We start from the raw sequence: 26,442 nt of genomic DNA on the forward strand, positions 1-26,442 counted from the left end.
CTCCCGTCTGGACCGCGTGGCGCGGCCCTGTCCTTCAAATCAGCGATGACACACTCGAAATGGTTGCGTGTACGAAGTACCGCCGATAGTTGTGATCCTACGCTGATCCAGTCTGAATGCAGGTCGCGGTCAAGCGATCGTTGGGAAAGGCGAGCCGAGACTCTCACCACTGTCAGTCGTGTCATGCCGTGTTGCCCACGCACCTTGGGCACGGGGCGCGATGTCTGCCGTCTCAGCGATGAGGTGATCCACGACGTCGAACAGGCTGTTGCTCATGCGCATGACGCGACGCTGCCGGGCCGCCGAGCTGCCGTCTGCCAGCGCCTGGCGCGCCAACTCCTCAACGGCTTGCCAATCTCCGGATGCCTCCAGCTGTGGGCGGAGCATCTGGACCAAGTCGGTAACCACATCGCCCGCGGGGCGACTCGCCGGATGTATCAAGTCCACCAGGTCGCCTTCCAGCCCTGACCGGGCAGCTCGCCACAGCGCGGCGCGGCCGAGCGGGGGGACCACTGTGGCGGCAGGCACCCCGGCGCGTAGTCCCTCGATTTCGCGTTCGACGAGCGCGCGGAATAGCGCCGCGATGAGCACGATGGTGTCGGCACGTGGGCAGCTATCGCATACGCGCAGCTCCAAGGTAGGAGTGCGCAGGGCGGGGCGAACGTCAAAATACGACATCCCCGCATCGGTGATCACTCCGGTCGCAACGAGATTGGAGATCAACGTGTCGTACTCCGCGGCTGACGTGGCCGGAGGCGCCAATCCAGTGGTGGGCCATCGTTGCCATACCAGTGTGCGGACACTGCTGTAGCCGGTATCAGATCCGTCGGACCAGAATGGCGAACTCGCGCTCAGCGCAAGCAGAGTGGGAACATAGGCGGCCACCCGGCCGGCCACCAGGACAGACTCGTCACGGTCGTCGATTCCAACGTGTATCTGGGTCCCACAGATCAGTTGTTCGCGTGCCAACAGCTGATAGTCGGCAAGCATCTGCTGATAACGGGAAGTCTGGGTCACCTGCATCTCGCTGGGCACCGACAACGGAACCGCGCCTGCGGCAACCACTCCCAACCCGAGAGTGGCGGCGGTATCGACGAGGACTCGGCGCCGCGCTGTCAGATCAGCCCGCAGGTCCGGAAGAGTACTGACCACACTGCCGTTCGCCTCCACGACACAGCTCTGCAATTCGGCCACATAACCGTCAGACAACAGGTGCAGCACCTCTGGTGCCCGCGTTGCCAGCCGTCTGGTCGAGAGGTCGACAAGGTGGAACTCTTCCTCTATGCCGACGGTCCGGGGCATCGCCGCTCCTGCCTACGCAACGGAAATGACGCTGAAGACATCCCATGGGATAGCCGTTGCGCGCGCCGATAAACCAATATCGGGCCGGGGCTGGCGGCAGGCTCAGACCCAGGGATCAGCCAGTCGTTGCGCGGCCAAGGTTCGGAGTTCGACGTTTGTTTCAAGCGAGGCCTTGGGCTTGAGACTGTCAATTGTCTTGGCGTTTCTTGCTGTCGGCATTCATATGCGCGTGCGATGCCTGGGGGACGGTATCCATCGTATCCGCCCGGTCCCACTGGGTCGTTGAGCTGCTGAGGGGAGTTCGGTGCCTCGTTGCGCTGGAGACCGTCCCGCCGTGACAGACCTCGTGCTGGGGCCGCCCAGACGATGGCTTCGGACTGCGCGGAGCGTTACGGGCGGCGGTGGCCTCGTCAGCCGACGCCTCGCGCTGTCGAAATTGGCCCTGTTTGACGGATTGGTCGATGTTGTCGGGCGTCGCAGATTGATCTTTGTCGCGTTTGTTGCCCGCCACCCACGCGAAGACAGCGATGGGCACCATCGTCGCGAACACTACGAGGGCGACGAAAACGATACTGCTGGTAGCCATATCGGCTCCTTGGGATTAGGAAACGTGTGTTCTGCACGCAGCGTGACGGTTTGGCCGAGGGCATCTCGCCTGACCAGTCTCGAAGTGGGCATGCCCTCGACTGTTGGGGGCGGGGGCAATCACGGCCTTCGGCTCAATGTCGTCGGCCATGACCCACGGGTCGGTCAGTAGTAGTGACGCCGGCCGCCGATGGCGTGACCCGTCCGGCCCATCAGCATCATGAGCAGGCCGACGACCAGCAGGATGACCCCGATCACCAGGACAACGTGGGCGAAAGCGAATGTGGGGACGAGGCCGGGGAGGAGGAGCCCCAGAACAATCATGATGATTCCGAGGATGATCATGGCTTTTACCTAGTTTCGGTGTAGGTGTTTGGGAGAACGTTCTCCGGGGTCAGTGTTCAAACGCGTCTTTGACCTTTGCCCTTGCAAATTTTGCAATTCCTGTGACCTGGCCGGCGTGCCCTTCAACGCGCAGGGGGTGTTGCCGGTCATGCGTCCAGAGAATTTCTTCGCGAGGAGCGGTGTGCCCGTCGGCCCCGTGATGTCGTCGCCGAAAGCGGAGAGATTCGCGGTCGATAGGTGAGTAGGCCCCGCGTTGGTCAGCGCCCCGGTGGACCCCGCGAACACCGGAGCAAGCAGAACAACCATCCAACGATGACGGTCATGGCGGCGCCTCTACTGATGCTTAGAAGTCCAGTACACGCCCGATCCACGGGGTTGTCAACAGCGTATATCTACGTCATAGATCTATGCTGTCGACAGGTTGAGATCCATGTTTTCCCGATTGCTATGTCTACGGCGTAGTCCTACAGTGGATGTCAACACTGGAGACATACCGGAAGGTGGCAGTTCCATGGCCCAACCGCCAGCGGGTCCATCAGGTCCCGCGCCCGCCGCTCGGAATATCGAGGCAGACGGTGAGAGCAGGCCGATCACCCGCGCAGCGGTCCTGGCCAGCGCCCTGGAGATTATCGACCGCGACGGCATCGACAAGCTCTCGATGCGGCGGCTCGGCGAGGCGGTCGGGCGTGACCCGATGGCTCTCTATCGGCATGTGCCCAACAAGGCTGCAGTGCTCGACGGGGTCGTCGAGATGGTCTTCGAGCAGCTTCCGCTGGACACCACAACGCCGGATTGGGCCGCTGCATTACGCAAGCTCGGCCACGAGTTCCGCGATCTGGCGCGCGCGCACCCCAATGTGGTGCCGTTGTTGGTCACCCGCCCGCTGGCTACACCGCTCGGGATGCGGCCGCCAGGAATCCTGCGGCACCTCGAAGCGGTCCTCACCCTGCTCATCGGTGCCGGGTTCACCGGAGCGGATGCGCTGCACGTCTACCGGGCGTTATTCGGGTTCCTGTACGGGCACGTACTTACCGAACTGCAGGAAATCGTCGAGCGCCCTGAGGAAACCGACCACGTCCTGCGGCTAGGACTGCACCGACTTCCGATCGACCAGTTTCGGCACCTTCGTGAGCTTGCGCCAACCTGGGCCTCCTACGACGGACTGGCCGAACTAGACCGCGGACTCGACATTCTGCTCAGCGGACTGGCCGCTCGACTCGCCATCCCAGGCGCCGCGCCCGCGCCTACCCTCGAGTCTCCACAGAGTGACCACGGACGGAGGTGACCTCGATGCCGCACTCGAACCTTTCCAAACTCACCTTCTTCCTGTGCGAATAGGTATGACCCACAGGCTCTTTACGGACCTGGTAAGACGACGATGGCAATAACAGACGCACCCGAATACGCCCACCTTTGCGAGGCCGACGTCGAGCTACTCGGTGTCGAACTCGAGGCGATCCGTCGCGACATCGAAAATTCGCGTGGTGAACGCGATCGGGCATACATTCAGCGGGCCATCGCGTTTCAGCGCTACCTCGACATCACGGCACGACTCATGATCGCCGCCAGCCGAAGCAGGCCCGGCTGGGCACTAGGAACCGCCGCGCTGGCCACCGCGAAAAGCATCGAGAACATGGAACTCGGTCACAACATCTGCCACGGTCAATGGGATTGGATGAACGATCCGGAAATCCACTCCAGCACCTGGGAGTGGGACATGGCCGGGGTCTCCTCACAGTGGCGATACGCCCACAACTACCGCCACCACGTGTTCACGAACGTCATCGGCATGGACGACGACCTCGGATATGGCATCATGCGGGTCACCCGCGACCAGCAGTGGCGGTTGAGCAATCTATTGCAGCCGCTCCGAAGCATATTGCTGGCCATCATGTTCGAATGGGGCATCGCCCTGCAGGGATGGGAATCGCAGCAGAAGCGCGCAGCGGCTCGCACCGAGAAATCCGCGCTCACCCGAGCCTTGGTCCGCAAGGTGGCGCGGCAGGCCGGCAAGGACTACTTGATCCTTCCCGCGCTGAGTCTTCGACGATGGCGCCGCACGCTCACCGCGAACGTTGCCGCCAACATGCTGCGAAATGTGTGGGCCTACGTGGTGATCTGCTGTGGCCACCTCGGCGATGGCACACAGAAATTCGCACCCGCCGCACTGGAGGATGAGTCCAAATCCGAATGGTATCTGCGACAGATGCTTGGCACCGCGAACTTCCGTGCCGGGCCGGTGTTGGCGTTCCTCAGCGGAAACCTCTGCTACCAGATTGAACACCACCTCTTCCCGGATCTCCCGAGCAACCGCTACGCGCAGATCGCTCCACAGGTTCGGTCCATTTGCGCCCGCTTCGACCTGCCGTACACGACCGGTCCGCTCGTACGTCAATACCTAGGGACCGTGCGAACCGTCTTCAAGCTCGCGCTCCCGGATCGGCTTCCCGCCGAGCATTGTGACGCAATGACCGACCGCAAACGTGACCACCTGGACGCTGAGTCCTGCACGTCAGGCATCGGCAATCTCATGTGGCAACTCATCGCGAAATCGGTTCCAGTGCAACGCAACGCGTCACAGTAACGTCTGCCGGGCCTCTGGCTGTTCACGGAAAGGGGACAGGCGGGATCGCGGAAGCAATTCAATCTGGGGAATCGCGGCCGGCACCTCAACTTGCGACACGTCGGCTGGAAGTTGCACCCGCGGAATCTCGTTCGGCCCCTGCGCAATAGGGACGGCACTCGGCAGCGGCACTGGTGGAATGTCGCCGGGCAACGGAAACGTCGGAACATTGGTCGGTATCTGCAGTGTCGCCGTGGGATCGTCGGATGCGGCAGGCTGGTCCGAGTGGGCGTTGCAGGCGAACACGTGCAGGCGGCCTGTTGCGTCACCGACATTGCCGAAATCGTGGGGGGCAACCGAGTAACCGTGCCCATCCAGACTTGCCCGCCCGGCAGCGCGGCCGTCCAGATGGCGGATCGTTGGCAGATCGGGGCGAAACGGGATGAGCGACTGATGGGCGAGTTGCCAGCGGCAACGGCCCATCGGGCAGAGGCGCGACGGGGCAGCGTGGACCGTCACATGACGTATCGCTCTAGCATCCGGGGAGTTGCCCCTGTGGGTTGTCCCGGCGGTCGACTTGGTTGCGGATCATGTTACACCGCAGCATGATCCGTCTCAGAGACAAATATCGTCCTTCTGGCTCTACTCGCAGAAAGGGGACAAGTGAGGCTTCTGAGGTAATGTATCTTTCCTCAACGGGGTTCGGCCTCATCGCACAGAATGTGGGTCGACACCTTACGATGCCGGCAGTTCGCTGGGCCCGCGGCGCCGTTTGCCGGAGGCGCCGCTATCCATATGGCCACAGGCGACGATATGAGGTGTGTCGGGCATGAGGATCGAGTAGTCGACTACTCACGCATGTCGTTCGCCCCCGTCGTACTGTTTTGTCAGTCGCGACAGATGTGGGGGGAGACGTGTCCATCACCTCAATTCCGGCACGCGATCATGACCACCATGGAGGCTTCCAATGAGCGCATCAGGGCACCTCGGCCGCATTGTTCATCACGACCCCAAGTCGCGCGACCACGCGTTCATCAGGGCCGCGGGATTGCCGACTCGGCATGTCCGACACGCAATGAACGCCCCGCACGTCGACCAGTACTTTCTGTCGGGCTGTGTCGGCTTCAGTGGGACGAACATGCTCAACACCGCCAACGCGATTCGCAGCCGTCGCAAGTTCAACGCGGTGGCCCCGATCGGTAGAGCAGGGACGAGTTACCTGGGAAACGACGACGGCATCCGCAACTATCATGAGGCCACCTTGCGTGACCCGTACCGCGGCCAGTATCCGCCCGACGACGAAGGTTCGAGCGCGATCGGGCTGATGAAATGGTGGAAAGCGGTCGGGGTGATCTCCAGCTACGCCTGGACATTCACGTTCGACGATTTCCTGGCCGCCTTGTCCCGCCAACCGGTCCTGTGTGGGACCAACTGGTACGACGACATGTCGTCCACCGGACCGGACGGCATCGTTCAAAGCGCCGCATCAGGTGAATCCGGCGGGCACGAGTACCTCGCTACCGAGATCATCCCATCCAAGAAACTACTTGGCTTTGAGCAGAGTTGGGGTCAGCACCCACCCGGATTCGGCAACGGCAATGGCCGCTTCTATATGTCGTATGACTTGGCCGAGGAGCTGATAATCCAGCAGCAGGGCGATGTCGCCGTACCCGAGTTGCTCTAGGCCCATAGACCTCTCGGGGGAGACGCCGGCGGCGTGGCGCACCTAGATGCAATTCCCCGGCTAGGTGAGCTGGCCGAGCTTGATAGGTTGTCGTGGTGGTGGGCAGTGCGATGTTGTTCCTGGACGTGGATGGCACCCTGCTGCCAAGCGGCGGAGCGAAACTCGATGCGACGCTAGTCGATTGGCAGGAATGGCAGAGTCACCGCAACCCGCAGCTGGCGCGAATGGACCGCGCGCATGGTCGACGTCTGCTGGCCCTTGCCTGCGATCTGGTCTGGGCCACGGCCTGGATGCACGACGCCAACGAGGTGATCGCCCCACCGCTCGGGCTCCCACCGTTGCCAGTCGCTGATCTGCCCGATGCGCCCCTGGAAAATCCGATCGGTGCGCTGCACTGGAAGACGGTGGCGCTGGTCGAAGCTGCAGCGGGTCGCCGCTTCGTCTGGCTCGACGACGAGATCTCCGACATCGATCGTGCATGGGTGGGCGCACATCACGGAGGGTCGGCTTTGCTTCATCGTGTCGATCCGAGGTCGGGGTTGACCGAAGCTGATCTCGCCGTGGTCGGCGACTGGCTTGCGTTCGCTGATTGAGCGCGCATGTCCGGTAACAAGACCTGAGTGAAATGAAACGTGTTGTGCTACAACGCAGCTCGACGTAGTTTAGCCGACGCGAGTCCGCACTCCTGGGAGTGCGAGTGGCCGCGCTCGGGGAGCAGCTGTGTCGTGAGCTTGCCGTCGAAGTGTTGTGCGGTACGTTCGCTTGTACTGAGTCGGGATTGAAACTGCGCCAAGGCCAGCCGAGTTCACCTGCTGACCGGTCGACTCGAGATTTGGCCAAGATCGTGAATGACGGTGGACGCGAGGGAGTTCGATTTGGCCCACAAACCTGCGAAACCAACTGGACGATGCCTCGGGCCGGGACGATCGATCAGGAATGTGCACGAGCGATGGGTGGGCGTTGCGCCCAGCGAGATCTGGTCGTACTTCGAGTCGCTAGGCAGCGATGCGGACCGAGTATGGCCGGCACACGACTGGCCTCGGATACGTCTGGAGACAGCCCTGGCGGTCGGTGCGGTGGGAGGGCACGGCGCGGTGAAGTATCACTGCACCCAGTTCGTGCCCCAACGATTGATCGAATTCACCTTCGACGAAGTTGCTGGCCGACAGGTTGATGGCCATCATGCATTCGAATTCCTGTCGCGCAGCGGCGGCACACTCGTGCGTCACACGGTCGACGCTGAGGTGCCCGGTCGCATCACGGCATGGTGGTTTCGAGTGTTTGTCGAGCCCACTCACAACGTCGTTGTTGAAGAAATCTTCGACACTGTCGAGGAACTCGCGACCGGGCGCGTATGCCGACCGTCCCGGTGGTCGCCTTGGGTGCGCTTGCTGAGGTACCGGCGGGGCTTGCCCACACGGCCCACACCGTACCGGCTCGACAAGGGAGCGCAGCAGCTGAGCTGACTGCGGAATACCGCTTCGCGGAAAGTTATCCGTTCGCAGGTAGTAGTAACGAACACCGCTTCCCGGAATCCGGTGGATCGTGGTCTGCACGAGACACAGCTATCGTCGCATCGATTGCCGAAGCGCATCACGGTTCAGTGAGCGCCGATCGGATCGTGGTCAGACAGCGTTCCGGCTAAAAACTACCTCTGATCGGGCCTGACTGAATAAGGCGCATAAATTTATTTGTGTTCGATATGACCGGCTTTATGTGAATTCCATGTGTTGAACATTTCCTGATTCGTATGCATCCGGTGTGAATATCTTGCCGATATCCGTGCGGCTTCTTAGCCTGGAATCAGCCGCCGAATAAGCGGAAGAACAAAAATGCACACCGACGTGTTCTTGTGAGGGATTTCAAAGTGCCGCGTATATCGGTAACTACTGTGAAGGCTTTAGCCGTCACGACACTGATCGGTGCGTCCGGTCTCGGTCTGGCAGCACCGGCCGTCGCCGCGCCGACAGCGCAAGCGTCGGCCCAGGCGACGATCGCCGAACTCGAAGCTGATGGATATCGGGTCATCCTCAACAAGGTCGGCAATGGGTCCATGGACAAGTGCAGCGTCACCGCAGTGCGTCAGGGGACTTCGGTCAAGCACTCGTGGATACAGCGTGGACCCGCAGGAAACGTTAATCCTCTGGTTCGCTACAAAACCGTCTACGTGGACCTCATGTGCAAGCGTTGACCACGACCGTGTCGACTCAGGCCGTCGCTGGCGCGAGTACGGATTCGGCAGCGGCGGTCTATCCGTCGCCGACGTCAACGATCGTCTGGAGACACAACCGCGCGTACCGATGACGGCAACATTGGACAGTCGCCGCCGTTGCCGCAGGTGTCCGATCCGCAATTAGTTGAGAGTGGGGCGCACAGCAGCGCCATATTGTTCGTCGACATTGTCAACAAGCGGCTTGGCCAGGGGCCTAGCGGTTCTCCAGAGCGTCGGTGATTCCTGCCCACGCAGGTTTGCGCTCATATCTCTGCGAGAGGGGCAGCGCGGCCCCGCAGCCAGAGAATGACTCGGGGTAGTCGGTGATCCAGGACCGTTTGTCGGTGAAACCCCAGAGCGTGATACCGGTGCATTTGGGCTGGTCTAGGCAAAGGTCGGTCATGGTCTTGTAGACCTGGCGTTGACGTTCCAAATCGGCGGGATCAGCCTTGCCGTTGACGACGGGAATCCGGACGTCGAGTTCGGTGAACCGGATGTCGAGTCCGAGATCGGCGAACCGCTGCAGGTTGCTCGCCATGTCTTTGGTGCTGGGTTGCTGGTCTTTGCCGCCGAGCATGTGGCCTTGAAACCCGATGCCGTCGATGAGCGGCTTGGTGGTGGGTTGTCCGTCGATGTTGACGTCGACGGTGGTTTCGCGCAGTCGTTTTACCAGGTCGTAGATGGCGTTGGATTTGTCGCTGTGGGTCTCGGCGCTGTGGTCGTTGTAGTACAACAACGCTTTTGGATCGGCGAGCCGGGCCGCGCGGTAGGCGTCGAAGATGTACTGGTCGCTGTGGGTGGTGTCCCACCACACGGTGGGTTGGAGATTGCCCATCTGGTCGAATGCCTCGTTGACCACGGTGACCGTGCTCGATGTGCCGGCGTAGCGGCCCATGACGGTGGAGATGGAGTCGAGCATCAGCTGGTGGCGCTGATCCGGCGGGAGCATCTTGATTGTGTCTGGCACGATTTTCCACTGCTGTTGGTCGAGTGGATCCCAGATCAGTGAGTGGATTTGGAAGTCGCGTCCGGTGCGTTCGGCCAGGGCTGCCACGGCGTCGGCTTCTTTGAAGTCGAACCGGTTCGGTTCTGGCTGAACTGTGTTCATCATTGTGCCGATTTCAGTTGTCAGAGAGTTGAACTCGGTGGCGGCGACCTGCTCGTAGCACGGATCGTTGGCGGCGTAGGTGCTTCGATACGCGGTGCCGAACGTCTTTCCGCGGTCGGCGGCCAGGTCGGCGATTGTGGGGTCTGACATTCCGCAGGCCTTGTTCTGGGTGGCTGCTTGCTGAGTGAGGTCGGGAGGGGATGGCGAAGTGGTGCACCCGAGGGGGAGTCCGATCACCAACGCGCCGATGAAAACGCGTGCTGCCCTGAGTGTTTTCCTCGTGCCGATAAGCATCACACCAACTGATTGTGCCGCATGTTTTGGACCGTGCAGGGCGCGCCGACTCACTCAGAGGTGGTTTGCCCGCGCATTGCGCCGTTGTACCAGCGTTAGATCGCGATTCTGTCGACGAGGGAAAGGGGCCGGGTTTCGGTGGCGTCGGCAATCGGAGCCGCGCAGCCGCGGATCAATCGCCAGCCGCGCGCAGCGTGATCTCTGAGATGTTCGTGCGGCTCTGCCCATCCACGGTGCCCAACTTCGAAATCCACACCAGCACATTGGACGTTTCCGTCTGATTGTCGACAGTGATGGTGTTATCGCCCGGCTGTAACGTCACGTTCGACGTCAGCTCGGTGGTGTCAGACAGGTTGTTCGGGTGGGCACTGCCTGCCGCACGAATCTGGACTTCTGTTCCAGTGCTGGGCACATTGATCGTCACCTCGCTCAACGCGGCCGGCGAGGGGAGCTGAAGTAGCAGGCCGACGCCTTGTTTGAAGGCCGGGAACGGCGCGGCATCCTGGTAGATGTCGGTGGACCACGACGTATCCGGGTTGCCGTCGATGGCCAGACTCGCCTGATCCGGATGGTCTGGTGAGCCGCCGGGGGAGAACACCGTTGCACTCTCGGGCTTCACGATCAGCCCCTGGGCGCTGTGGTCTGATGAGCCCAAACCACGGATGAGAAGGACGGACGTCGTCACGATCGCCGCGATCACGGCCAGAACCAGCACGATGCGCACCGGACGCGACGCCAAAGCCCGGCTGCGGTTGCCTGACGTCACATCGAACGAGTTGCGCCGGCGGCGTCCGCGGGTTCCGGCCGAATGATTGACCACGGAGTCGGCGAACAGCGTTCGGTCGTCCCAAGGGCCACTGACCTCCACCACATCCCCGTCGGAGAGTTCGCCCGTGATGGAGTTGCCACGGAGCTCGACCGGCACCACGGTGTGCGTTTCACCGGTCGACTCGTATCGCTCCACGCGGAACGTCCAGACCTCTTCCTCGCCGTCAGGCCCGGACGGCGTCTTCTGCACGTCGCAGGCGGTGCCCAGGATCGTGAGCATGGCCAACCGCTTCGTTTCCGGTGAGTTGCTCCGCTCGTGGACGTCGGGGATCTCCAGCGGGGCGGTGTGGACACCAGTACCAGGCGCCACCGGCTGGGGCGCGGTCGACACACCCGTGCTCCCGCCCAGCGCCCGGGCGAAGTCCAGGCACCGTGCGTAGCGCTTATCGGGTTGCTTGGCCAGCGCCTTCGCCATCACAGCGTCCAGATGGGCGAGGTCGCGACGGCGCTCGGACAGCCGGGGCGGAGGCGTGTAGAGGTGGTTGCCGGCCTGGACGATGCGATTGGTGTCGTCGAAGAGAGGCGCGCCGGTCAACAGATGGAAGGCGGTCGCCGCCAGGGCGTACTGGTCTGCCCGGCCATCGAGCGTTTTCCCGGTGAGCTGTTCGGGCGCTACGTACGCGACGGTACCGATGGCCACGTCGGTCTCGGTGAGGCCGTTCGCGTCGTCGGCTTCGCGGGCGATACCGAAATCGGTGAGCAATATGCGTCGCCGGGCACTTCCCGACGGGGTGGTGACCAGGATGTTCGCCGGTTTTACGTCGCGGTGCAGCAGGTTGCGTTCATGCGCGACGTCGAGGGCTTCGGCGACTGCCGTGACGATCTCCACCACATCCTGCAAGGGCATCCCAGACGGGTGCTGCTCGATCAAGTGCTTGGCGTCGGTGCCCTCGACATAGTCCATCGAGATCCACAGCCGGCCGTCGAACTCGCCGCGGTCATGCACCCCGACGATGTGCGGATGCCACAACGATGCGGCCAACTCCGCCTCGCGGTTGAACCGGGCACGGAACTCGTCATCGCGCGTGGTACTCACCGAAAGGATCTTGAGTGCATCCAGACGGGGAAGGCGAGGATGCTGGGCCAGGTAGACCTCGCCCATGCCACCGGCGCCCAGGAGCCGCTGAATGGTGTACCCGGCAAAGACGTCACCGGCATTGAACGGCATGTTCGAAGCCTACAAACCAGGGCAAATCGAGCGCGAACAGGTGTTCGTCAGGGCGCGACGTTCCGAACAGCATCAGCGGAGACCGTCCCAGAAGCGGGTCAGGGCCCGCCGCGCCACGAGCCGCGGGCGCGCCTTACATACCAAATCTGGCCCTGCCGCAGCATAATCCGTCACTGTGATGAAACTTGCCCCTAGAGGCCCAGGATCACGGAAAGGGGATGGGCGGTACCGCGGAGGGCAATTGGATCCGAGGAACAACATCAGCCGGGAGTTGAGCCCGCGGGATGTCGCTCGGCAGTTCGACAGCGGGCACGCCGCTGGGCAACGGCACCGGTGGAACATCGCTGGGATATGGGAACGGTGGCATGTTGGCCGGAACCGGCGGCGTTGTCACTGGATCGTCCGACGCGACAGGTCGACCTGGATCGCCGGAGCACCCACGGCGAGCGTCACCGCGGCCATCAGAGGCAGGAGCAGCGCAGCCCGCCCACCGAGTCCGTCTCACCCCAACAGCCATCTGGTCAGCCCGCGGTCATCGACAGCATGCTCGAAGATGCGATACCTGACCGCGACTTCGTACAACGGCTCCTCGAACCCGGCACCGGGCGGATCACCATCGTCGAACACAGAAGCCAAGTACTCAAGGCGGCTGACCTCATCGCCGGTTCGGCCTATCGGACAGCTTCCACGACCCGCTTCCAAATCTGGAAAACCCCGTGCGGGAAGGCAATTCGGCGACGTAACCTCGATCTGCCACATCCGGCCACACCGCACAAATACGTCACTGTGACGATTATGCAGGGCATCGCCGAGCGTCGAACCCGTTGCGGGAGGGCATATCCGGCACGCTCAGGTAGTCGCGGACAATCCGGAACGCTCAGTCCGACACTTCGATCATCGCGGATTCAGCCGGCGAGTCCGGCGGCCAAGCCCACACTACGGGTCAAGAACACCGAACCCGCTGCAACAACAGCACTGTCGGATAGTTCCGGAAAACAGGGGCAGGGCCGGACAGTTCTCGTGCGTTCCAGGAGAACCTTCGGCGAGTTCCGGATCGGACAAGAAATCGACCGTACGCGTCGGCTCAGCGTGTATCCCCAAGTTGAATAGCTGGTAACGGTGCGTGCTCGACAGGTGCGAGTTAGGGCAGACCTGGATAGATGGATGGTGCCATTGCTGTCCTTGTTGGTCTCATTCACGGGGAACACGCGAACAGCCCAATCCGAGGCTGCACACCAATAACCCGGGGTACATCACGTTGTGCATCAAACTCGGGGCCGGCTCAGAGCCGAGTCGACAGCCAAACGTGCTCCGCTGGAACGTAGTTCGTTGCTGTTGTTATAGGTCCAAGCTCAGCGTCGATGTTTGGGCGCGGTCGACGCATATCAGCATGTCGTTGTCACCTGCCATGAAGGCCGCTGTGCCGCGTCGCTCGGGCGTGCCGTCGACCACACCGACGCGGCATGTGCCGCAGTAGCCCTGTTGACAGGAATACGGCACGTCTGGAAGAACATCGCGGATGGCAGCCAGGGCAGAGCGATCCGCGGGCACCTCGATGTCGACCTCGGATGCGGCGAGCCGGACCGTGAATGGCCGACCACCGATGATCGGCGGCGGGCTGAACCTCTCGAAGTGGAATCCTGCATGGGGGCGCTCCGACAGGGCCGCGTTGACCGCGGCGAGGAACAGCGGCGGACCGCAGAAGTAGACCGACGTCGCAGGTTCGACGCCGTCAAGAACTACGTCCGCCGACGGGGCGCCGTGAATGATGCGCACGTCACCGCCGCTGAAGCCCGAAAGCTCGTCTAAGAACGGCATGCTCGCCCGGTCACGGCCCACGTAAGTCAGTCTCCACCGGACCTGAGCGTTCGCAGCGGTACGGATCATCGGCAGTAGGGCAGTGATGCCGATACCGCCAGCGATGAACTCGATCCTGTCGATGTTGTGCTTGGCCAGATGCGGGTATGCGAAGGGGAACGCGTTGCGCGGACCGCGCACACGAACTGCTGTGCCGACGCTGAGGCTGTGCACCTCGAGGGAGCCGCCACCCCCATCGGGGATGCGGCGCACCGCGATGTGGTAAGAGCGGCGGTCCGAGGGGTTGCCGCACAGGGAGTATTGCCGCACTTTGCCTGAAGGAAGGACGAGGTCGACGTGGGCGCCGGGATGCCAGACGGGCAAGTCGGAATCGTCCGGCGCGGCGAGTGCTATAGCAACGACACCGTCCGCCGCCCGGTCCATGCGCCTGACGTGCACAGTGAGTTCGCGGTCAACGGCTTTGACAGGACGAATGCGGGACCGCGACGAACCGTGAACCCAGCCAGCGACGATGGTGTCGAGCGCACCCATGACGCGGTGGGTCACGTTGCTGCCCCCCGTGCCGCCGGGGATTGAGCCAGATAGGCGATGGCCTGGCTGGTAGACCCGTAGTCGCGCGGATGGTAGTACGGTCGCAGGTACTGGACCCACATCTTGGCGAACTCCCACGGACTGAAGATGTAGCCGCGCTTGTACGCATTGCGGTACGCCCGCAGAGTCGCCTTCCTCTGCGCCGCAGGCAACTCGGGATCGACCGACATCAGATGCGTCGTTCCCTTAACCCACAACACGACGAGCCCAACCGAGGTGATCACCCACGTGCGGACACGACGGGAGTAACTGCCATCGAGGTGAGCGAAGAGGTCGAACGCCACATGGCGGTGCTCGACCTCCTCGGCCAGGTGCCAGCGAAACAGGTCCAGCATCTGCGGGTCGAGTGCGTTGTCCCAACTCTTTGCGTTCAGGCCCCAGTCTCCGAGCCAGGAGGTGAAGTGCTCAATTGCCGCCACCGCTGCGACGCGCTCGATCAACCATGAGTGACGGGCCCGCCCGGTCAAGTCGCGGGGGCCGAGCACTGTACGGAAGAAGCGCTCGACCTCGTCGGCGAACGGCGTGACATCTAGCCCTTTGGCCTGGAGGTGATCTAGCACGGATTGGTGCGAACTTGAGTGCATTGCTTCCTGTCCGATGAAGCCGATGACATCCTCGCGGACAACGTCGTCCTTGATAAGCGGCAGCGCCTCCTGGAAGGTCTGGACAAAGAACACCTCACCTTCGGGCAGGAGCATGTTCATGCCGTTGGCAATGTGGGTGCCCATGGCGTCACCGCCCATGAAGTGCATCGGCAGGTTCGTCCAGTCCCACGTGACGTTGCGGGCGCGTAACGCCACTTTGCGCTCATCGCGTATGTGAGTGGTCATCTCTGTTCCTTTTCGCCTATCGCTTAATTGGCTTGTTACGGTTCGTCGTTCGAGTGCTTCGGCTGAGACCGGTCGCGCCTCCGAACGCACAGGTCCGAACCCCGATTCCAGGCTTGGGGGACTCATTGCTGCGCTTTTCGTTTGCCGTTGACCTGGGTCGTGTTGGTGTTGCGCGTGATCCATGCGCGAATGGGTTCGGAGACGGCGATCGGGTTGTAGGTGGGTGCCCAGTGGCCGCCGGGCAGCTCACGAATTTCAAACCTTGTGACATCGGGGTGCGGGTCGCTCTGCGTCACCGCGGGGATGAAGATGTCGCGCCGTGGTGTGAGGACCTGAACCGGCACGGTGGTGCCACCGCGTTCGGGGTGAACGATGCGCGGGAACACATTCGCCGCGTAAATGCGTATGGAGTCAGCGTTCTTGCGGGCGTTCGGCCCGGCGGGACGCTGCTCGGGCGTTTCGGGGCGCTCGAACACCTTCAGCGACAGCTTGATGCTCGGGTCTATCAGGCCCAGCCGGGCAAGCAATGGGGCAAGGAACGGAATGGAGAACAAGCCCATATAGAGCGGTGACTTCCACAGGGCGGCGATGTGGGCGTATCGGCCAGCTGAGGCCTGCCGCGCGACCCAGCCGGGCAGGTGGTCAAGGCATCCTCCCGAGATGGATGTGTAACTCACGACGCCGTGGTGATCTCCGGTGACGAGGTGCCATCCCTGAACTGAACCCCAGTCATGACCGACGAGATGTACTCCTGTGCCCGTGTCGACGGAATCGATCACGGCCTGCAGGTCTGCTGCGTGCCGGTCTAGGCGGTAGTCGGAAATGCGTTTCGGCTTCGAGGATGCGCCCGTGCCACGAGTGTCGTAGGTGACTACGTGGTGGTCTTCGGCGAGCCGGTCGACGATGCCGTCCCATGCCGTGTGGTCGTCCGGGAAACCGTGGACGAGTACCACCGTCGGGTTGCTCGGATTCCCGGCTGTATAGACGGCCAGTTTCTGATCGTCTGGGGTGGTGACGTGAACGAGTGAGCCGATACTTGGGGAAGGCATTGTCAGTTGTCCTTGCTGTTGGAGGTCGACAGCGCTGTGAGGGGCGACGGAAGCGGAAGAGTAAGGATCGCCCGGACACTGGCTTCGATGCGGCGCTCGATCGTGGTCCCGACTCGACGCCCCTCCAGGAGGGGACGCCTCAGCAACCCCCCGGGGATGTCGACCGTGCAGGCGGCGATCGCGCCGATCGCGTGGCCGTCGGTTCGGCCCCACATCGCTGCCGCCAATCGATTCAAGATGTCCGCGAAGCGTGCCTGCATGGCCCGAATGTCGGTGACCACGTCATCGGCGAGGTCTGAGGAAAACAATTGGTCGGCCCGCTGACCGAAAAACAGCCGGGCGCTTCCTCGGTGCTGACGAACCAAAGTCACCGGCGCCAACGCGACGCCCACCACCGCATCGACCGCCGATGTCTTCTCTGACTCCAGAGTGCCGGTAACTCCGCTCATGATCGACTCGAGCCGCGCCGATGCTCGTAGCCACAGTCGCGCGAGCAGCTCCTCCTTAGACCGGAACGCATGGTAGATCGTGCCGTTCGAAGCGCCAGTCCTGGCCGCGAGGGAGCGCAGCGTCAACCCGGTCGGGTCAGCCTCGGTGACGATCTGTTCGGCGACGTCCAAGAGATCATCCAGATCATGCAAACGGGTCCGCGCCATTTGCCGAGAATAGCTGGAATGGAGCGATCGTTCTAGAACAAGAGGTCTACATCACATTCAGAGATTGGGAGTTGGATCGCCTGCCGCAGCGGCAGCGGCGGCGAGGCGACGTTTCGATCGACTGGGGCCGCCAGCGGACCGACCAGCCAGCCCTCCACAGCATCAACCGGCTGCCCTGGGTCCACCCACCGTGCATGTCCGCTTCGGTAATTGGGTCGCGCGCTGCTCGCCGCAGTCGTCGGGCACAGGGGGCTGTAACCCATGGCCCGACGCGCAGGCGCCGTCGTCGAGTCGTCGACACCAGATCGGCCGCATGTCGTCGGTCGTTACACGCTGATCGATCATGCCCGGGGCCTGACGACGATTCACGGACGCTCGGGCACGACCCCACGGAACGTCACCGCCCCGGCGGCCGTTACATCCGTCAGGTCTCCGCGCACATGAAGGGCAAATCTGAGTCGCCCAAATTCAATGAGAAAGGTCGCGATCCAAATTCGGATCCAGTCCGGAGCAATGCAGGACAGACGAGTAAAGCTACCCGAGACTTAGTGTGAACGGACAACATCGGCACTGAGGATGCGCCGGAGATCGGTCATCCGTTCAGTCGACATAGGGTCACACCTGCAACCAGCGACAGTAGGGAGAAACAAGGCCTGCGACCCCTTACCGGACGTCATCAAGGCGCGTGGCCACATATCGTGCGTAGGTCGCCGCGGACGCGCGTGCGTGGGCTTCCAAGGTTTTCGGGTTGTAACCGAGCGTCTCGGCGAGAATCGCGATCGGTGTCCTCTGTGTCAGTTCATTGAGGGTGCCCAAGCGCGCTTCGAGAGCGGCGAGGACCGGCCGTAGACGGTTTCGAAGGTGTGTCGGAGTGAGATGGGTTCCCGGTCCGTATCCTCGAAATACCCAGGGCGAGTTGGGATGCGCAGCTGTCTGGCCGTTGTAATCGATCGCGGCGAGGAGTCGGATGGGCTCATCGAGTGGCGATGGCATATCAATCGGTATGCCGGCCAGGTTGACGCTCACAGCGTCCGCCGTGATGGTCACCTGGTCCCAAGTGAGTGCGGCGATGTCTTCGACGCGCTGGGCGAAAACGATGATCAAGACTGCGGCGAAGCGGTCTCGGGGATGCAGGGTCTGTTGATGGACGACATACTCAATGACAGCGTTCTGTTCGGTGATCGGTAGCTGTGGCGCGGTGCCGCGTCGGTGCGGTGTCACCTCGAGGTCGGAGGGAATCAGTTTGGTTTTGATGGCCCACCGGATGAAACGCAGAATGTGTTCCCGAGTGGTGGATCCGGTGGACTGCCACAGGTCGATGTGCCCTTGGGTGACATGCTCGATGGACGTCTCGTGTTCGACGTTGAGCCAGTTGCAGAACTCGATCGTGACCGTCGTGGTCTGTTTGGCGCGCAAGAATGCCGAGTCACTGACGATGTCCATCGAACGGAGCCGTCGTTCGAGACCCCAGCGGATAAATCGGGCGATTACCTTGCGGTGGTCCTCGGTCGTGATGCGCTGTTGCGCAGTCGCCGCCCAACTGAGGAACCGCGCTAACCGCTCGTCGCGCGCCGGAAGCGACTGATGAGCAACGAGAAGGCCGCGGACGTAATTGGTTGTCCGGCCTGCCGGGAGCTGGTCAACGAGCTCGTGAGTGAGCGTCGGGTGGCACGCAAGTTCGCGTAGGACGCGTTCGACGTGGCGTTGGCGTATCCAGGTCAGGCCGCTATTGGCACGTTGCATTCCGATGAACGCGTCGATGATGACTTGCAACTGCGGGGCGACGATGCCAGTCTCGGGATTGGTCAGCAGCCGAGTAGCGGTATCGCCGAGTACGCAGCGTTGGCATTTGCCGCCGCTGTAGAGTTCGGCCTCGTCTCCGCAGGCGACGCAGTCGACGTTGAGCGTGATGCCGCTGCACGCGCGGCAGGCCGGTCGATCGTTGATGATGCCAGGAAGGACGCCCTGGTGTCCGCAGGCGCAGATCCCGGTGACACGTTTTGCGGCCTGGTAGCAGTAGCCGCAGACCGATTCGCCTGGCCAGTTGGCGACCAGCATGTAGTGCTTTCCGCAGCGGTCGCAGGGCACTGGCCACCGCTGCGGGTCGTCAGGTTTCCGGGGGCGGGCCATCGTTATCCTCGATAAGTCGGATCCGTTTAGCGACCGGGTTTCCCGGTTTGATACCGAGGTCACTGGGGCGTGGCGCGTTGGCCGTTTTCGCGGCTTGCATCTCAACGTACGGCTCGAACAAGTCGTTGGGTGTGCAGTCGAAGATGTCGCAGAGTGCAGCGAACGTCCGTGACGGAATACGTTGGGGCTCACCGGTAACCAGTCTGTACACCTGGGCATCGGAAAGGTTGATGCCGCGCGATTTGAGTAGCGGTCGTAGCTCAGTGGACTTCCAGAGGTTGTGCGCAGCCATCATCCGGCGCAGATGCCAGTGGAATCCGATTCGGCGTTGTTCAGCCATCGGGCTGATCTTCCTCCATCCGGATCCGTCGCGCGATCATCTGTTGAATCGCCTTTTGTTTGAAGTCTGATGACACCGAGGTGTACAGCGAGGTCGTCGACGCGAACGAGTGGCCGAGCTGTTCCTGGACGAACAGTGGGTCGTAGCCGGCCTCCAGGAGGTGGGTGGTGAAGGAGTGGCGCAGTGCGTGCAAGCTCAATTCTGGTGGCAGCCCGGCCAATTTGCGAAATGCGGTGAATGAGCGCCCGAGCGCGTTGAGGGTCAACCTGGCACCACGTTCGCTGGGCCATAATGCGGGGGAGCGGTCTGCGGTGGCAAAAAGGTGGCGTCCCTCGGTGCACCAATATTCCAAAAGTTCTACGACCCATGAGAATTCGGGCGATGTGAGCACCGTCCACCGACGTGGCCCGGAGCCTTTCGTGCCTTTGGCCCAGCGCACGGTCAGCGCGCCGTAATGTCCGAAGCGCGGCACGTGGGGGTTGGGTCCGAAGTCGCTCAATTCCAGCATGACCAGTTCTCGGCGGCGCAGCCCGAAGGCGTAGCCGACCTTGAATGCGGTTGAATCGCGCAGGGCCGTCACCCACCGTTTCGATCCTGCCCGGTGTGCCTCGTCGACAAAATCGTCTATGGCGTCAAATAGGTGTTGCAGTTCGACCTTGGTGAAGGCTCGCCGTCCCGGCGGGACGGCATCGTCGGTCGTATGCTGCGGGGTGTTCCATTCGAAGCATATCTGTGATGGCACGTCACCAAACTGCTTCTCGCAGAACATAGCCCAGCCGTATCGGCTATCGCTGACATAAGAACAGAACATCGAAATGGTATTGCTGTAGGTACGTAGCGTGGATAATGCAATCGGTGTCTCGTGCGATCGGAACTCAGCCAGGAATTGGTCGACGTCGATCGGGCGCCACCGCCACGGATACTCGTTGGTGAATTCCACGAACCGAGAAATCAGCCGGCCGCGCGCCTTGATCGTGTCAACGGCCAAGCCTCGGGCCAGCATCTGTGCCCGCCATCCGTCGAGCATCGCGTTGAACACCGTCTCATCGGCGCGCAGGAGCGAAACGTCATCGGCGCGCAGGATATGGGGAATAAACCCCGGCAGTTCCTCACCCATGGCGATGGCCAAGCAATCTCGGCAACCGATCTGGTGCGGGCTCAGGCTGCCATTCGAGTAACCTTGCCCCCAAACCTAATTCGTCACAGTGACGTAACGATCCCGGTGTAGGAAGGGGTGGAGACGGGGCCGCAAAACAATCAACACCGACCAGATGTCGCCAGGCGCTCATTGAAGCTCGCACTGTTTTCACCTAACGTCCGAATCAATCATTAAGTGATTGAAAAATACGCCGACCTGGCCCACATCGCAAGACCCGGGGGGGCGTCGTGACGAGTGCGCAAGCAACCGCCACTGGTCGCCATCAGGCAGATCGAGCCATTCGTCAAGTGGTGCAGGTTCTTTCACCTAATGCAACTCAGTGTAGTTAAGTGCCGATAAGCTACATTATGTCAACTAAACGTCGCCGTTTTCATCTGATGAATCACGGACGTTTCCAGTGACCCTCGCCTGGCCCACCGGGTCGATTTGGCCAAAGCGCTTTGACGCCAAGGGTTTATGGCGAATTGCACCAGGCCCGTACGCCGCCCCTTCCCGCACGGTTGGCACGACACGCGTCGACGGATGTCGCTTCGCGATGGACCTACCTGCGCCGATGTGGTAATGATTCAGTAGATGATTCAATGATGCATCAGATGAGACGACCTGGGAGGCCGAATTGCCCGTCGACAAGAGCGGTCGCGTGTTCCTGGTTGGTTCCGTTCCGCTGCTGCATCCTGAGGTCCAAACCGTCGAGGAAATGCTGGACGGCTGGCGCAACCAGCAACTGTGCCGCAACCTCGACCACGACACCATCGACGGCCGTATCGGCCTGGTTCGGCGGTTCATCGCCCACACCAATGAGTACCCCTGGTCGTGGACACCGGCCATCGTCGAGGAATTCTTCGCCGACCTCCGGAGCATCAAGGGCCGCCGCCAATCCACAATCCGCGGCTATCAGAACGGCCTTCGGTTGTTCTGCTCCTACATCGCCGATCCCGACTACGGCTGGGACCGAGTATGCGAGCAACGATTCGGCACGCACCCAGCGCAGGTGTTCTTCGCGTGGAACACCGCCACTCACGTCCAGGACAACGAACAAGATCCCGAGAAGCGCCCGTTCACCAAACAAGAGCTGCAGGACTTCTTCGACCATGCCGACGACCAGGTCACCGTTATCGCGAACACCCGAAAAAAGGGCTGGCTGCCAGCCTACCGAGACGCCGTGATGTTCAAGGTCGCCTACTCCTACGGAGTGCGATTCAACGAACTGCGACACCTGCAGACCGTCGACTTCTCCCGCAACCCGCACGCACCCGAGTTCGGCCGCTACGGCGTCGTGAAGGTCCGTTACGGCAAGGCCAAGAAAGGCTCCCCACCCAAACGCAGGACCGTTCTCACGGTGTTCGACTGGACACCGGAGATCATCAGCGACTGGCTCACCCACGGTCAGCCCTACCTCGACGACGGCATCGACCTATTCCCCAGCGAGCGCGGCGCCCTGGTCGCCGAAGGAACACTGCTGCGCAGATTCCGGCGGTACTGCAACGACCTCGAACTCTCCGCAGGCCTGGATCTGCACTCCTTCCGACGCTCCTACATCACCCACCTCGTCGAAGACGGCTGGGACGCCAAGTTCGTCCAAGACCAGGCCGGCCACGAATACGCCAGCACCACAGCGCTCTACACCGGCGTCTCGAGCGACTTCCGAACCCGCACTCTGCGCCGAGTCCTGGACCGGACCATCAAAGACGCCCTCTCCTTTGGCGAGGAGACGTCGTGAAACGTGACGTCGACTACACCTGGCGCCTCGCCGAGTTGATGGCTGCCCACGGCATGCATAACAGCACCGATCTCATCCCCCGCCTCGCTGAACGTGGAATACAGCTGTCGCGGCCACAGGTCTACCGCATCGTGCACCAACGTCCCGAACGCGTCGCCCTGCAGCTGATGGCAGCACTGTGCGACATCCTCGGCTGCGGCGTCGAAGACCTCGTCACCGTTACAGCGACCGACGCCCGCAAGAAGAAGGCCGCTTCCGGCACCACCGCACCACCCAATGTCGTCGAACTCAACAAGTCCATCCGGCCCCGACGAGCACGCATCATCACCGATGGCACCGATTAACCCCACACCCCGATCCACCACACGCGGGCGACCACGAGTCACCACCGGCACCTTCGAATGCAGCCGCTGCCAACGCATGGCCAACAAGCTGCGGGCCTACTGGCCCGGTGATCAGCTCTGCCACAGCTGCTTCTACACCGCGATGCGCACCCACGGCATCTGCCCAAACTGCGGGCACGACGGCGTTCTCCCCGGCCGCCGCAACCGCACCGATCCAAGCCCGGTCTGCCTGACGTGTGCGGGTATCCCCAATGACTTCACTTGCGCGACCTGTCACCATGAAGGCGAGATCTACCGCCGCCGCCAGTGCGCCCGCTGTGCCCTGCGCGAGGACCTCTGTAAAATTCTGCTGCACCATCCCGCCGACCTTGCCGCCATGCAGACACTCATCGAGGTGCTCTGAGGCGTCGACAGACCCGAAAGCATCCTGACCTGGAAACGCAACATCCAGGTACTAGAGCTGCTCGGCGGAATTACCTCCGGCGCAATACCACTGACCCACGACGGCCTCACCGCGGCAGGATCCGGGCGTCACATCGATCACCTTCGCAGCCTGCTACAACACCACGGCCTGCTCCCACAACGCGACGAACACCTGGCGCGCTTCGAAGTCTGGCTGGCCACCAAACTCGACGCGATCGCCTCCCCCACGGTCCGCACTCCTGTCGAGCAGTTCGCGACCTGGCACCACCTGCGACGCCTGCGAAGCGAGTCGAAGCCCGGCCAATCCTCCGGCGGCCCAGTGCGTTCCGCGAAACAAGAGATCACCGAGACCATCAAATTTCTCACCTGGCTCGAACAGACTCACCGACGTACCGTCAACGACTGCGCGCAACAAGATGTCGACGAATACCTCGCGTCCGGGCCGACGACCCGCCATCTCATCCGCACCTTCTTCATCTGGGCCAAAAAGAGCAAAGTCAACGTCGCGGTGCAGATCGGATTCCGGCAGGCGAAAACCAGTCCGACGATCACTCAGGACCAACGCCTGGCATGGCTCAAGGAACTGCTCATCGGCGACTCCGAGAGCCTGCCCTACCGGGTTGCCGGTGTGCTGCTACTCCTCTACGCCCAGCCGTTGACCAAGATCGCGTCCCTGCAGTCCATTGCGATATCTCAAGCCGACGGAGAGACCCGTATCGCGCTCGGCAAGGCACCGATCCCGGTCCCCGAACCGTTCGCGTCCCAGCTCAACTACCACCGACATAACCGGCCGAACCTGCGGACGGCGGGCGGGGCCGCCGACTCGCCCTGGCTGTTCCCCAGCAGCCGGCCAGGACGACATCTCGACCCGCAGGCCATCATGCAGCGGCTTCGGTGGCTGGGGATAGACCTGCTGGGCTCACGCAACACAGCCCTACGGGAACTTGTCTCCGAGATTCCCGCTCCCCTGGTCGCTGAGATGCTCGGCTACAGCGACCAAGTCACCCAGAAACACGCCGCCGAAGCCGGCAACACCTGGGCAGAATACGTCCAGCGCTAGAATTCACGACACCAATATTTGCGACTCGACATGCGGAATCGAATAGGGGTAAATATGGCGCAAGATCAGCAGGCGACTTCTTCCATCGCCTCAACGGAGCTTCATATCACGATTCGGCACTGCAACAGCATCACCGAAGGCGCCATCTCATTGCGACAGGGTTCACTAAACATCAAATACGGTCCCAACGGAATTGGCAAGAGCACAATCGCTCGCGCGCTGGAGTTGCGGACCGCGGGCAACGAAAGACTCGAAGAGCTAACTCCGTTCAAACACAAGTCGCTGAAGAGTGGACCCCGCCCCTCTATCGAAGGAGCCGACAGTATCCAGAGCGTTATGACGTTCAACGACGATTATGTCTCTCAGTTCGTTTTTCAGCGGGATGAAGTTCTGAAGAATAGCTTCGAAATCTTCATTAATACGGTGGAATTCCAAGAGGGGCTGGCCCAGATCGAGTCCAAGTTCCAGTCGCTGAAGCAAACATTCGACGACGAGGCGGAGTTCAACCAGGCACTCGATAGCTTCACCGAACTCAGGGATGCGTTCAACGTCACCAAGGGCGGCGCAGTTGCCAAAACCAGCAAAGGCTACAAAGCCCTCAGCGTTGGCGGTAAACTCAAGAACATCCCTGAGCAGCTGGCCGGATATAAAGGATTTCTTCACAGCGACAATCCGGCCGCTTGGATTACTTGGCAGTCCAGGGGCAAGGAATTTCTCGAACTTTCGGATAATTGCCCGTTCTGCTCGATCCCAAGCGTAGACAAGCAAACCGCGACGAAGGTTTCGGAGGAGTACGAGTCGGCGGCAGTCAAGAATATGAGCCTGCTGCGGAACGTGATCGATAGGCTCGGACGCTACTTCGAGCCTTCCGATCTGCAGAAGCTTGAAGACTTGACCACTTCAATCGGTGGCTTGTCGCCTGAGCAAGAGTCATTCCTCGTCACGCTCAGAAGTCAAGTCGAGACTTTGCTGACCAAACTCTCTGCGGTCAAGGGCCTGTCCTTCCATGCGCTCAGGGACGAGGAGAACATCGCAACAGTCCTGGGCGAGCTGAAGATTGACCTCAAGTACCTCCCCGCCCTCGACTCAGAAGCGACTCAGTCCGTCGTGAACCTGATCAACGAGAAGTTAGACGACGTGGCCGCGCAGATTGATGACATCCGGCGACGGATTGGCGAGCAGAAAACGCGAGTCGCGAGGCTTATCAAGCGCAACCAGGACGATATCAACGCGTTCTTGACGTCGGCAGGATATCGCTACACAGTACGAATCGAGCCAAACGAGGGCACTTATCGGATGCTGTTAGAACACGAAGATGCACCCGGTCATATCGAAACTGCTGCAAGCCACCTGAGCTACGGAGAGAAGAATGCTTTCGCACTAGTTCTGTTTATGCACGATGTACAGCACAAAAAGCCACACCTCGTAGTGCTTGATGATCCCGTATCAAGTTTCGACAAGACGAAGAAGTTCGCAATTCTCCATCAGTTATTTCACGGAGCGAACAGCTTGCGTGATACAACTTCGCTTCTCCTGACACACGATATCGAACCGGCGATCGACATCGTGCGGACCTCAGGGCAGTTCGCTGCCACGAACCCAGTGGTTCACTTCCTCAGCGGACGTTCAGGACAGCTTGCCGAAAAGCCCATCATTGCGGCGGATATTAAGACTTTCTCCCAAGTCTGCGATGAAAATATCTCGTCCTCAACAGATCAGCTGATTCAATGCATTTATTTACGACGCCGATTCGAAGTCCACGGCGCTCGTGGTGACGAATACGAACTTCTTTCAAGCATGCTCCACGCTCGGAATGTGCCAACACGGAAGCCTGCCTCAGACGAACAAATTCCACTCAACGAGGCCGAGGTGGCCGCCGCTACAGTTGAGGTCCGAAAGTACATTGCTGACTTCGACTACGACCAGCTAGTGGCGGAGTCGAAGAACCAGGAATCGCTTAAGGCACGCTTCAGGGCAACGGACGTCGGTTACGAGAAGGTGCAGCTATTTAGGATGCTGTTGGCGCGCGATCCGCAATCTTTCAAGGGCGACGACGTCTTCACCAAATTCGTCAACGAGACTTACCACATCGAGAACGAGTACGTAATGCAATTAAATCCAAAAGACTTCGATGCCGTGCCCGAATTCGTCATCGCGGCTTGCAGCAAGCTCGTCGATGAGTCCGCCGTGGGCTGAGTGGCACTGAAGGCAGCGGGGTGCTCTGGCGGCGTTG

At 61.4% G+C, this 26,442-nt stretch carries 22 protein-coding genes and 1 pseudogene; 10 read left to right on the forward strand and 13 right to left on the reverse strand.

Annotated features, from left to right (window positions below):
• Positions 1–129: 129 nt before the first annotated feature.
• From ACZYZ7_RS05295 to ACZYZ7_RS05305, 3 genes are all read right to left on the reverse strand, one after another.
• On the reverse strand, positions 130–1,302 hold the full coding sequence (locus ACZYZ7_RS05295; RefSeq protein ID WP_463740375.1) for a carboxylate-amine ligase: 1,173 nt from the start codon (positions 1,300–1,302) through the stop codon (positions 130–132).
• Positions 1,303–1,489: 187 nt separating this feature from the next.
• Positions 1,490–1,888, reverse strand: coding sequence for a hypothetical protein (locus ACZYZ7_RS05300; RefSeq protein WP_463740376.1), 399 nt, complete (start codon positions 1,886–1,888; stop codon positions 1,490–1,492).
• 164 nt (positions 1,889–2,052) lie between these two features.
• The gene (locus ACZYZ7_RS05305; RefSeq protein ID WP_135454692.1) at positions 2,053–2,232 is read right to left on the reverse strand and encodes a DUF6131 family protein; all 180 of its coding nucleotides are present in this window, start codon (positions 2,230–2,232) and stop codon (positions 2,053–2,055) included.
• A gap of 511 nt (positions 2,233–2,743) precedes the next feature.
• Between ACZYZ7_RS05305 and ACZYZ7_RS05310 the strand changes: the two genes are divergently transcribed.
• A complete protein-coding gene (locus tag ACZYZ7_RS05310) occupies positions 2,744–3,517 on the forward strand; it encodes a TetR/AcrR family transcriptional regulator (RefSeq protein WP_463740377.1) in 774 nt (257 codons plus the stop codon).
• 93 nt (positions 3,518–3,610) lie between these two features.
• Positions 3,611–4,816 (forward strand): fatty acid desaturase family protein, encoded by a 1,206-nt coding sequence (locus ACZYZ7_RS05315; protein WP_463740378.1) that lies wholly within the window; start codon positions 3,611–3,613, stop codon positions 4,814–4,816.
• Here ACZYZ7_RS05315 and ACZYZ7_RS05320 read toward each other — a convergent pair.
• Positions 4,808–5,314, reverse strand: coding sequence for a hypothetical protein (locus ACZYZ7_RS05320; protein WP_463740379.1), 507 nt, complete (start codon positions 5,312–5,314; stop codon positions 4,808–4,810). The two genes, ACZYZ7_RS05315 and ACZYZ7_RS05320, sit on opposite strands and share 9 nt — an antisense overlap.
• 448 nt (positions 5,315–5,762) lie before the next feature.
• Here ACZYZ7_RS05320 and ACZYZ7_RS05325 point away from each other — a divergent pair, with 448 nt between their 5' ends.
• The 4 genes from ACZYZ7_RS05325 to ACZYZ7_RS05340 all read left to right on the forward strand — a co-directional run bounded on the left by ACZYZ7_RS05325 (position 5,763) and on the right by ACZYZ7_RS05340 (position 8,670).
• Positions 5,763–6,479, forward strand: a complete 717-nt coding sequence (locus ACZYZ7_RS05325; RefSeq protein WP_463740380.1) for a hypothetical protein — start codon at positions 5,763–5,765, stop codon at positions 6,477–6,479.
• Between the two features lie 110 nt (positions 6,480–6,589).
• The gene (locus tag ACZYZ7_RS05330) at positions 6,590–7,072 is read left to right on the forward strand and encodes an HAD domain-containing protein (protein WP_463740554.1); all 483 of its coding nucleotides are present in this window, start codon (positions 6,590–6,592) and stop codon (positions 7,070–7,072) included.
• 360 nt (positions 7,073–7,432) lie between these two features.
• Positions 7,433–7,945, forward strand: coding sequence for a hypothetical protein (locus tag ACZYZ7_RS05335; RefSeq protein ID WP_463740381.1), 513 nt, complete (start codon positions 7,433–7,435; stop codon positions 7,943–7,945).
• A gap of 386 nt (positions 7,946–8,331) precedes the next feature.
• Positions 8,332–8,670 (forward strand): hypothetical protein, encoded by a 339-nt coding sequence (locus ACZYZ7_RS05340; RefSeq protein WP_463740382.1) that lies wholly within the window; start codon positions 8,332–8,334, stop codon positions 8,668–8,670.
• 235 nt (positions 8,671–8,905) lie between these two features.
• Here the strand turns inward: ACZYZ7_RS05340 and ACZYZ7_RS05345 are convergent, their stop codons facing one another.
• From ACZYZ7_RS05345 to ACZYZ7_RS05385, 9 genes are all read right to left on the reverse strand, one after another.
• Positions 8,906–9,949: an endo-1,4-beta-xylanase gene (locus ACZYZ7_RS05345; RefSeq protein ID WP_463740383.1), complete on the reverse strand. Its 1,044-nt coding sequence runs from the start codon at positions 9,947–9,949 to the stop codon at positions 8,906–8,908.
• 316 nt (positions 9,950–10,265) lie between these two features.
• On the reverse strand, positions 10,266–12,089 hold the full coding sequence (locus ACZYZ7_RS05350; protein ID WP_463740384.1) for a serine/threonine-protein kinase: 1,824 nt from the start codon (positions 12,087–12,089) through the stop codon (positions 10,266–10,268).
• A gap of 1,338 nt (positions 12,090–13,427) precedes the next feature.
• Positions 13,428–14,453, reverse strand: coding sequence for a PDR/VanB family oxidoreductase (locus ACZYZ7_RS05355; RefSeq protein ID WP_463740385.1), 1,026 nt, complete (start codon positions 14,451–14,453; stop codon positions 13,428–13,430).
• A complete protein-coding gene (locus tag ACZYZ7_RS05360; protein ID WP_463740386.1) occupies positions 14,450–15,328 on the reverse strand; it encodes a metal-dependent hydrolase in 879 nt (292 codons plus the stop codon). The genes ACZYZ7_RS05355 and ACZYZ7_RS05360 overlap by 4 nt, the downstream gene beginning before the upstream one ends.
• A 122-nt stretch (positions 15,329–15,450) precedes the next feature.
• Positions 15,451–16,377: an alpha/beta fold hydrolase gene (locus ACZYZ7_RS05365; RefSeq protein ID WP_463740387.1), complete on the reverse strand. Its 927-nt coding sequence runs from the start codon at positions 16,375–16,377 to the stop codon at positions 15,451–15,453.
• 2 nt (positions 16,378–16,379) lie between these two features.
• Complete coding sequence (locus tag ACZYZ7_RS05370) at positions 16,380–17,033, reverse strand: TetR/AcrR family transcriptional regulator (RefSeq protein ID WP_463740388.1); 654 nt, start codon at positions 17,031–17,033, stop codon at positions 16,380–16,382.
• A gap of 663 nt (positions 17,034–17,696) precedes the next feature.
• Positions 17,697–19,163 (reverse strand): Fis family transcriptional regulator, encoded by a 1,467-nt coding sequence (locus ACZYZ7_RS05375; RefSeq protein ID WP_463740555.1) that lies wholly within the window; start codon positions 19,161–19,163, stop codon positions 17,697–17,699.
• Positions 19,141–19,503, reverse strand: coding sequence for a helix-turn-helix domain-containing protein (locus ACZYZ7_RS05380; protein WP_463740389.1), 363 nt, complete (start codon positions 19,501–19,503; stop codon positions 19,141–19,143). The genes ACZYZ7_RS05375 and ACZYZ7_RS05380 overlap by 23 nt, the downstream gene beginning before the upstream one ends.
• On the reverse strand, positions 19,496–20,620 hold the full coding sequence (locus ACZYZ7_RS05385) for a tyrosine-type recombinase/integrase (RefSeq protein ID WP_463740556.1): 1,125 nt from the start codon (positions 20,618–20,620) through the stop codon (positions 19,496–19,498). The genes ACZYZ7_RS05380 and ACZYZ7_RS05385 overlap by 8 nt, the downstream gene beginning before the upstream one ends.
• 658 nt (positions 20,621–21,278) lie before the next feature.
• Here ACZYZ7_RS05385 and ACZYZ7_RS05390 point away from each other — a divergent pair.
• The 4 genes and pseudogenes from ACZYZ7_RS05390 (at position 21,279) to ACZYZ7_RS05405 (ending at position 26,405) form a co-directional block, all read left to right on the forward strand.
• Positions 21,279–22,382 (forward strand): tyrosine-type recombinase/integrase, encoded by a 1,104-nt coding sequence (locus tag ACZYZ7_RS05390; protein WP_463740390.1) that lies wholly within the window; start codon positions 21,279–21,281, stop codon positions 22,380–22,382.
• The gene (locus tag ACZYZ7_RS05395) at positions 22,379–22,726 is read left to right on the forward strand and encodes a helix-turn-helix domain-containing protein (RefSeq protein ID WP_149482024.1); all 348 of its coding nucleotides are present in this window, start codon (positions 22,379–22,381) and stop codon (positions 22,724–22,726) included. Before ACZYZ7_RS05390 ends, ACZYZ7_RS05395 begins: the two co-directional genes overlap by 4 nt.
• Positions 22,727–22,802: 76 nt before the next feature.
• Positions 22,803–24,209: pseudogene (locus ACZYZ7_RS05400) on the forward strand (hypothetical protein).
• Positions 24,210–24,263: 54 nt separating this feature from the next.
• Positions 24,264–26,405, forward strand: a complete 2,142-nt coding sequence (locus ACZYZ7_RS05405) for an AAA family ATPase (RefSeq protein WP_463740391.1) — start codon at positions 24,264–24,266, stop codon at positions 26,403–26,405.
• Positions 26,406–26,442 lie beyond the last annotated feature (37 nt).

The organism is Mycobacterium sp. IDUB_17 (assembly GCF_055419465.1).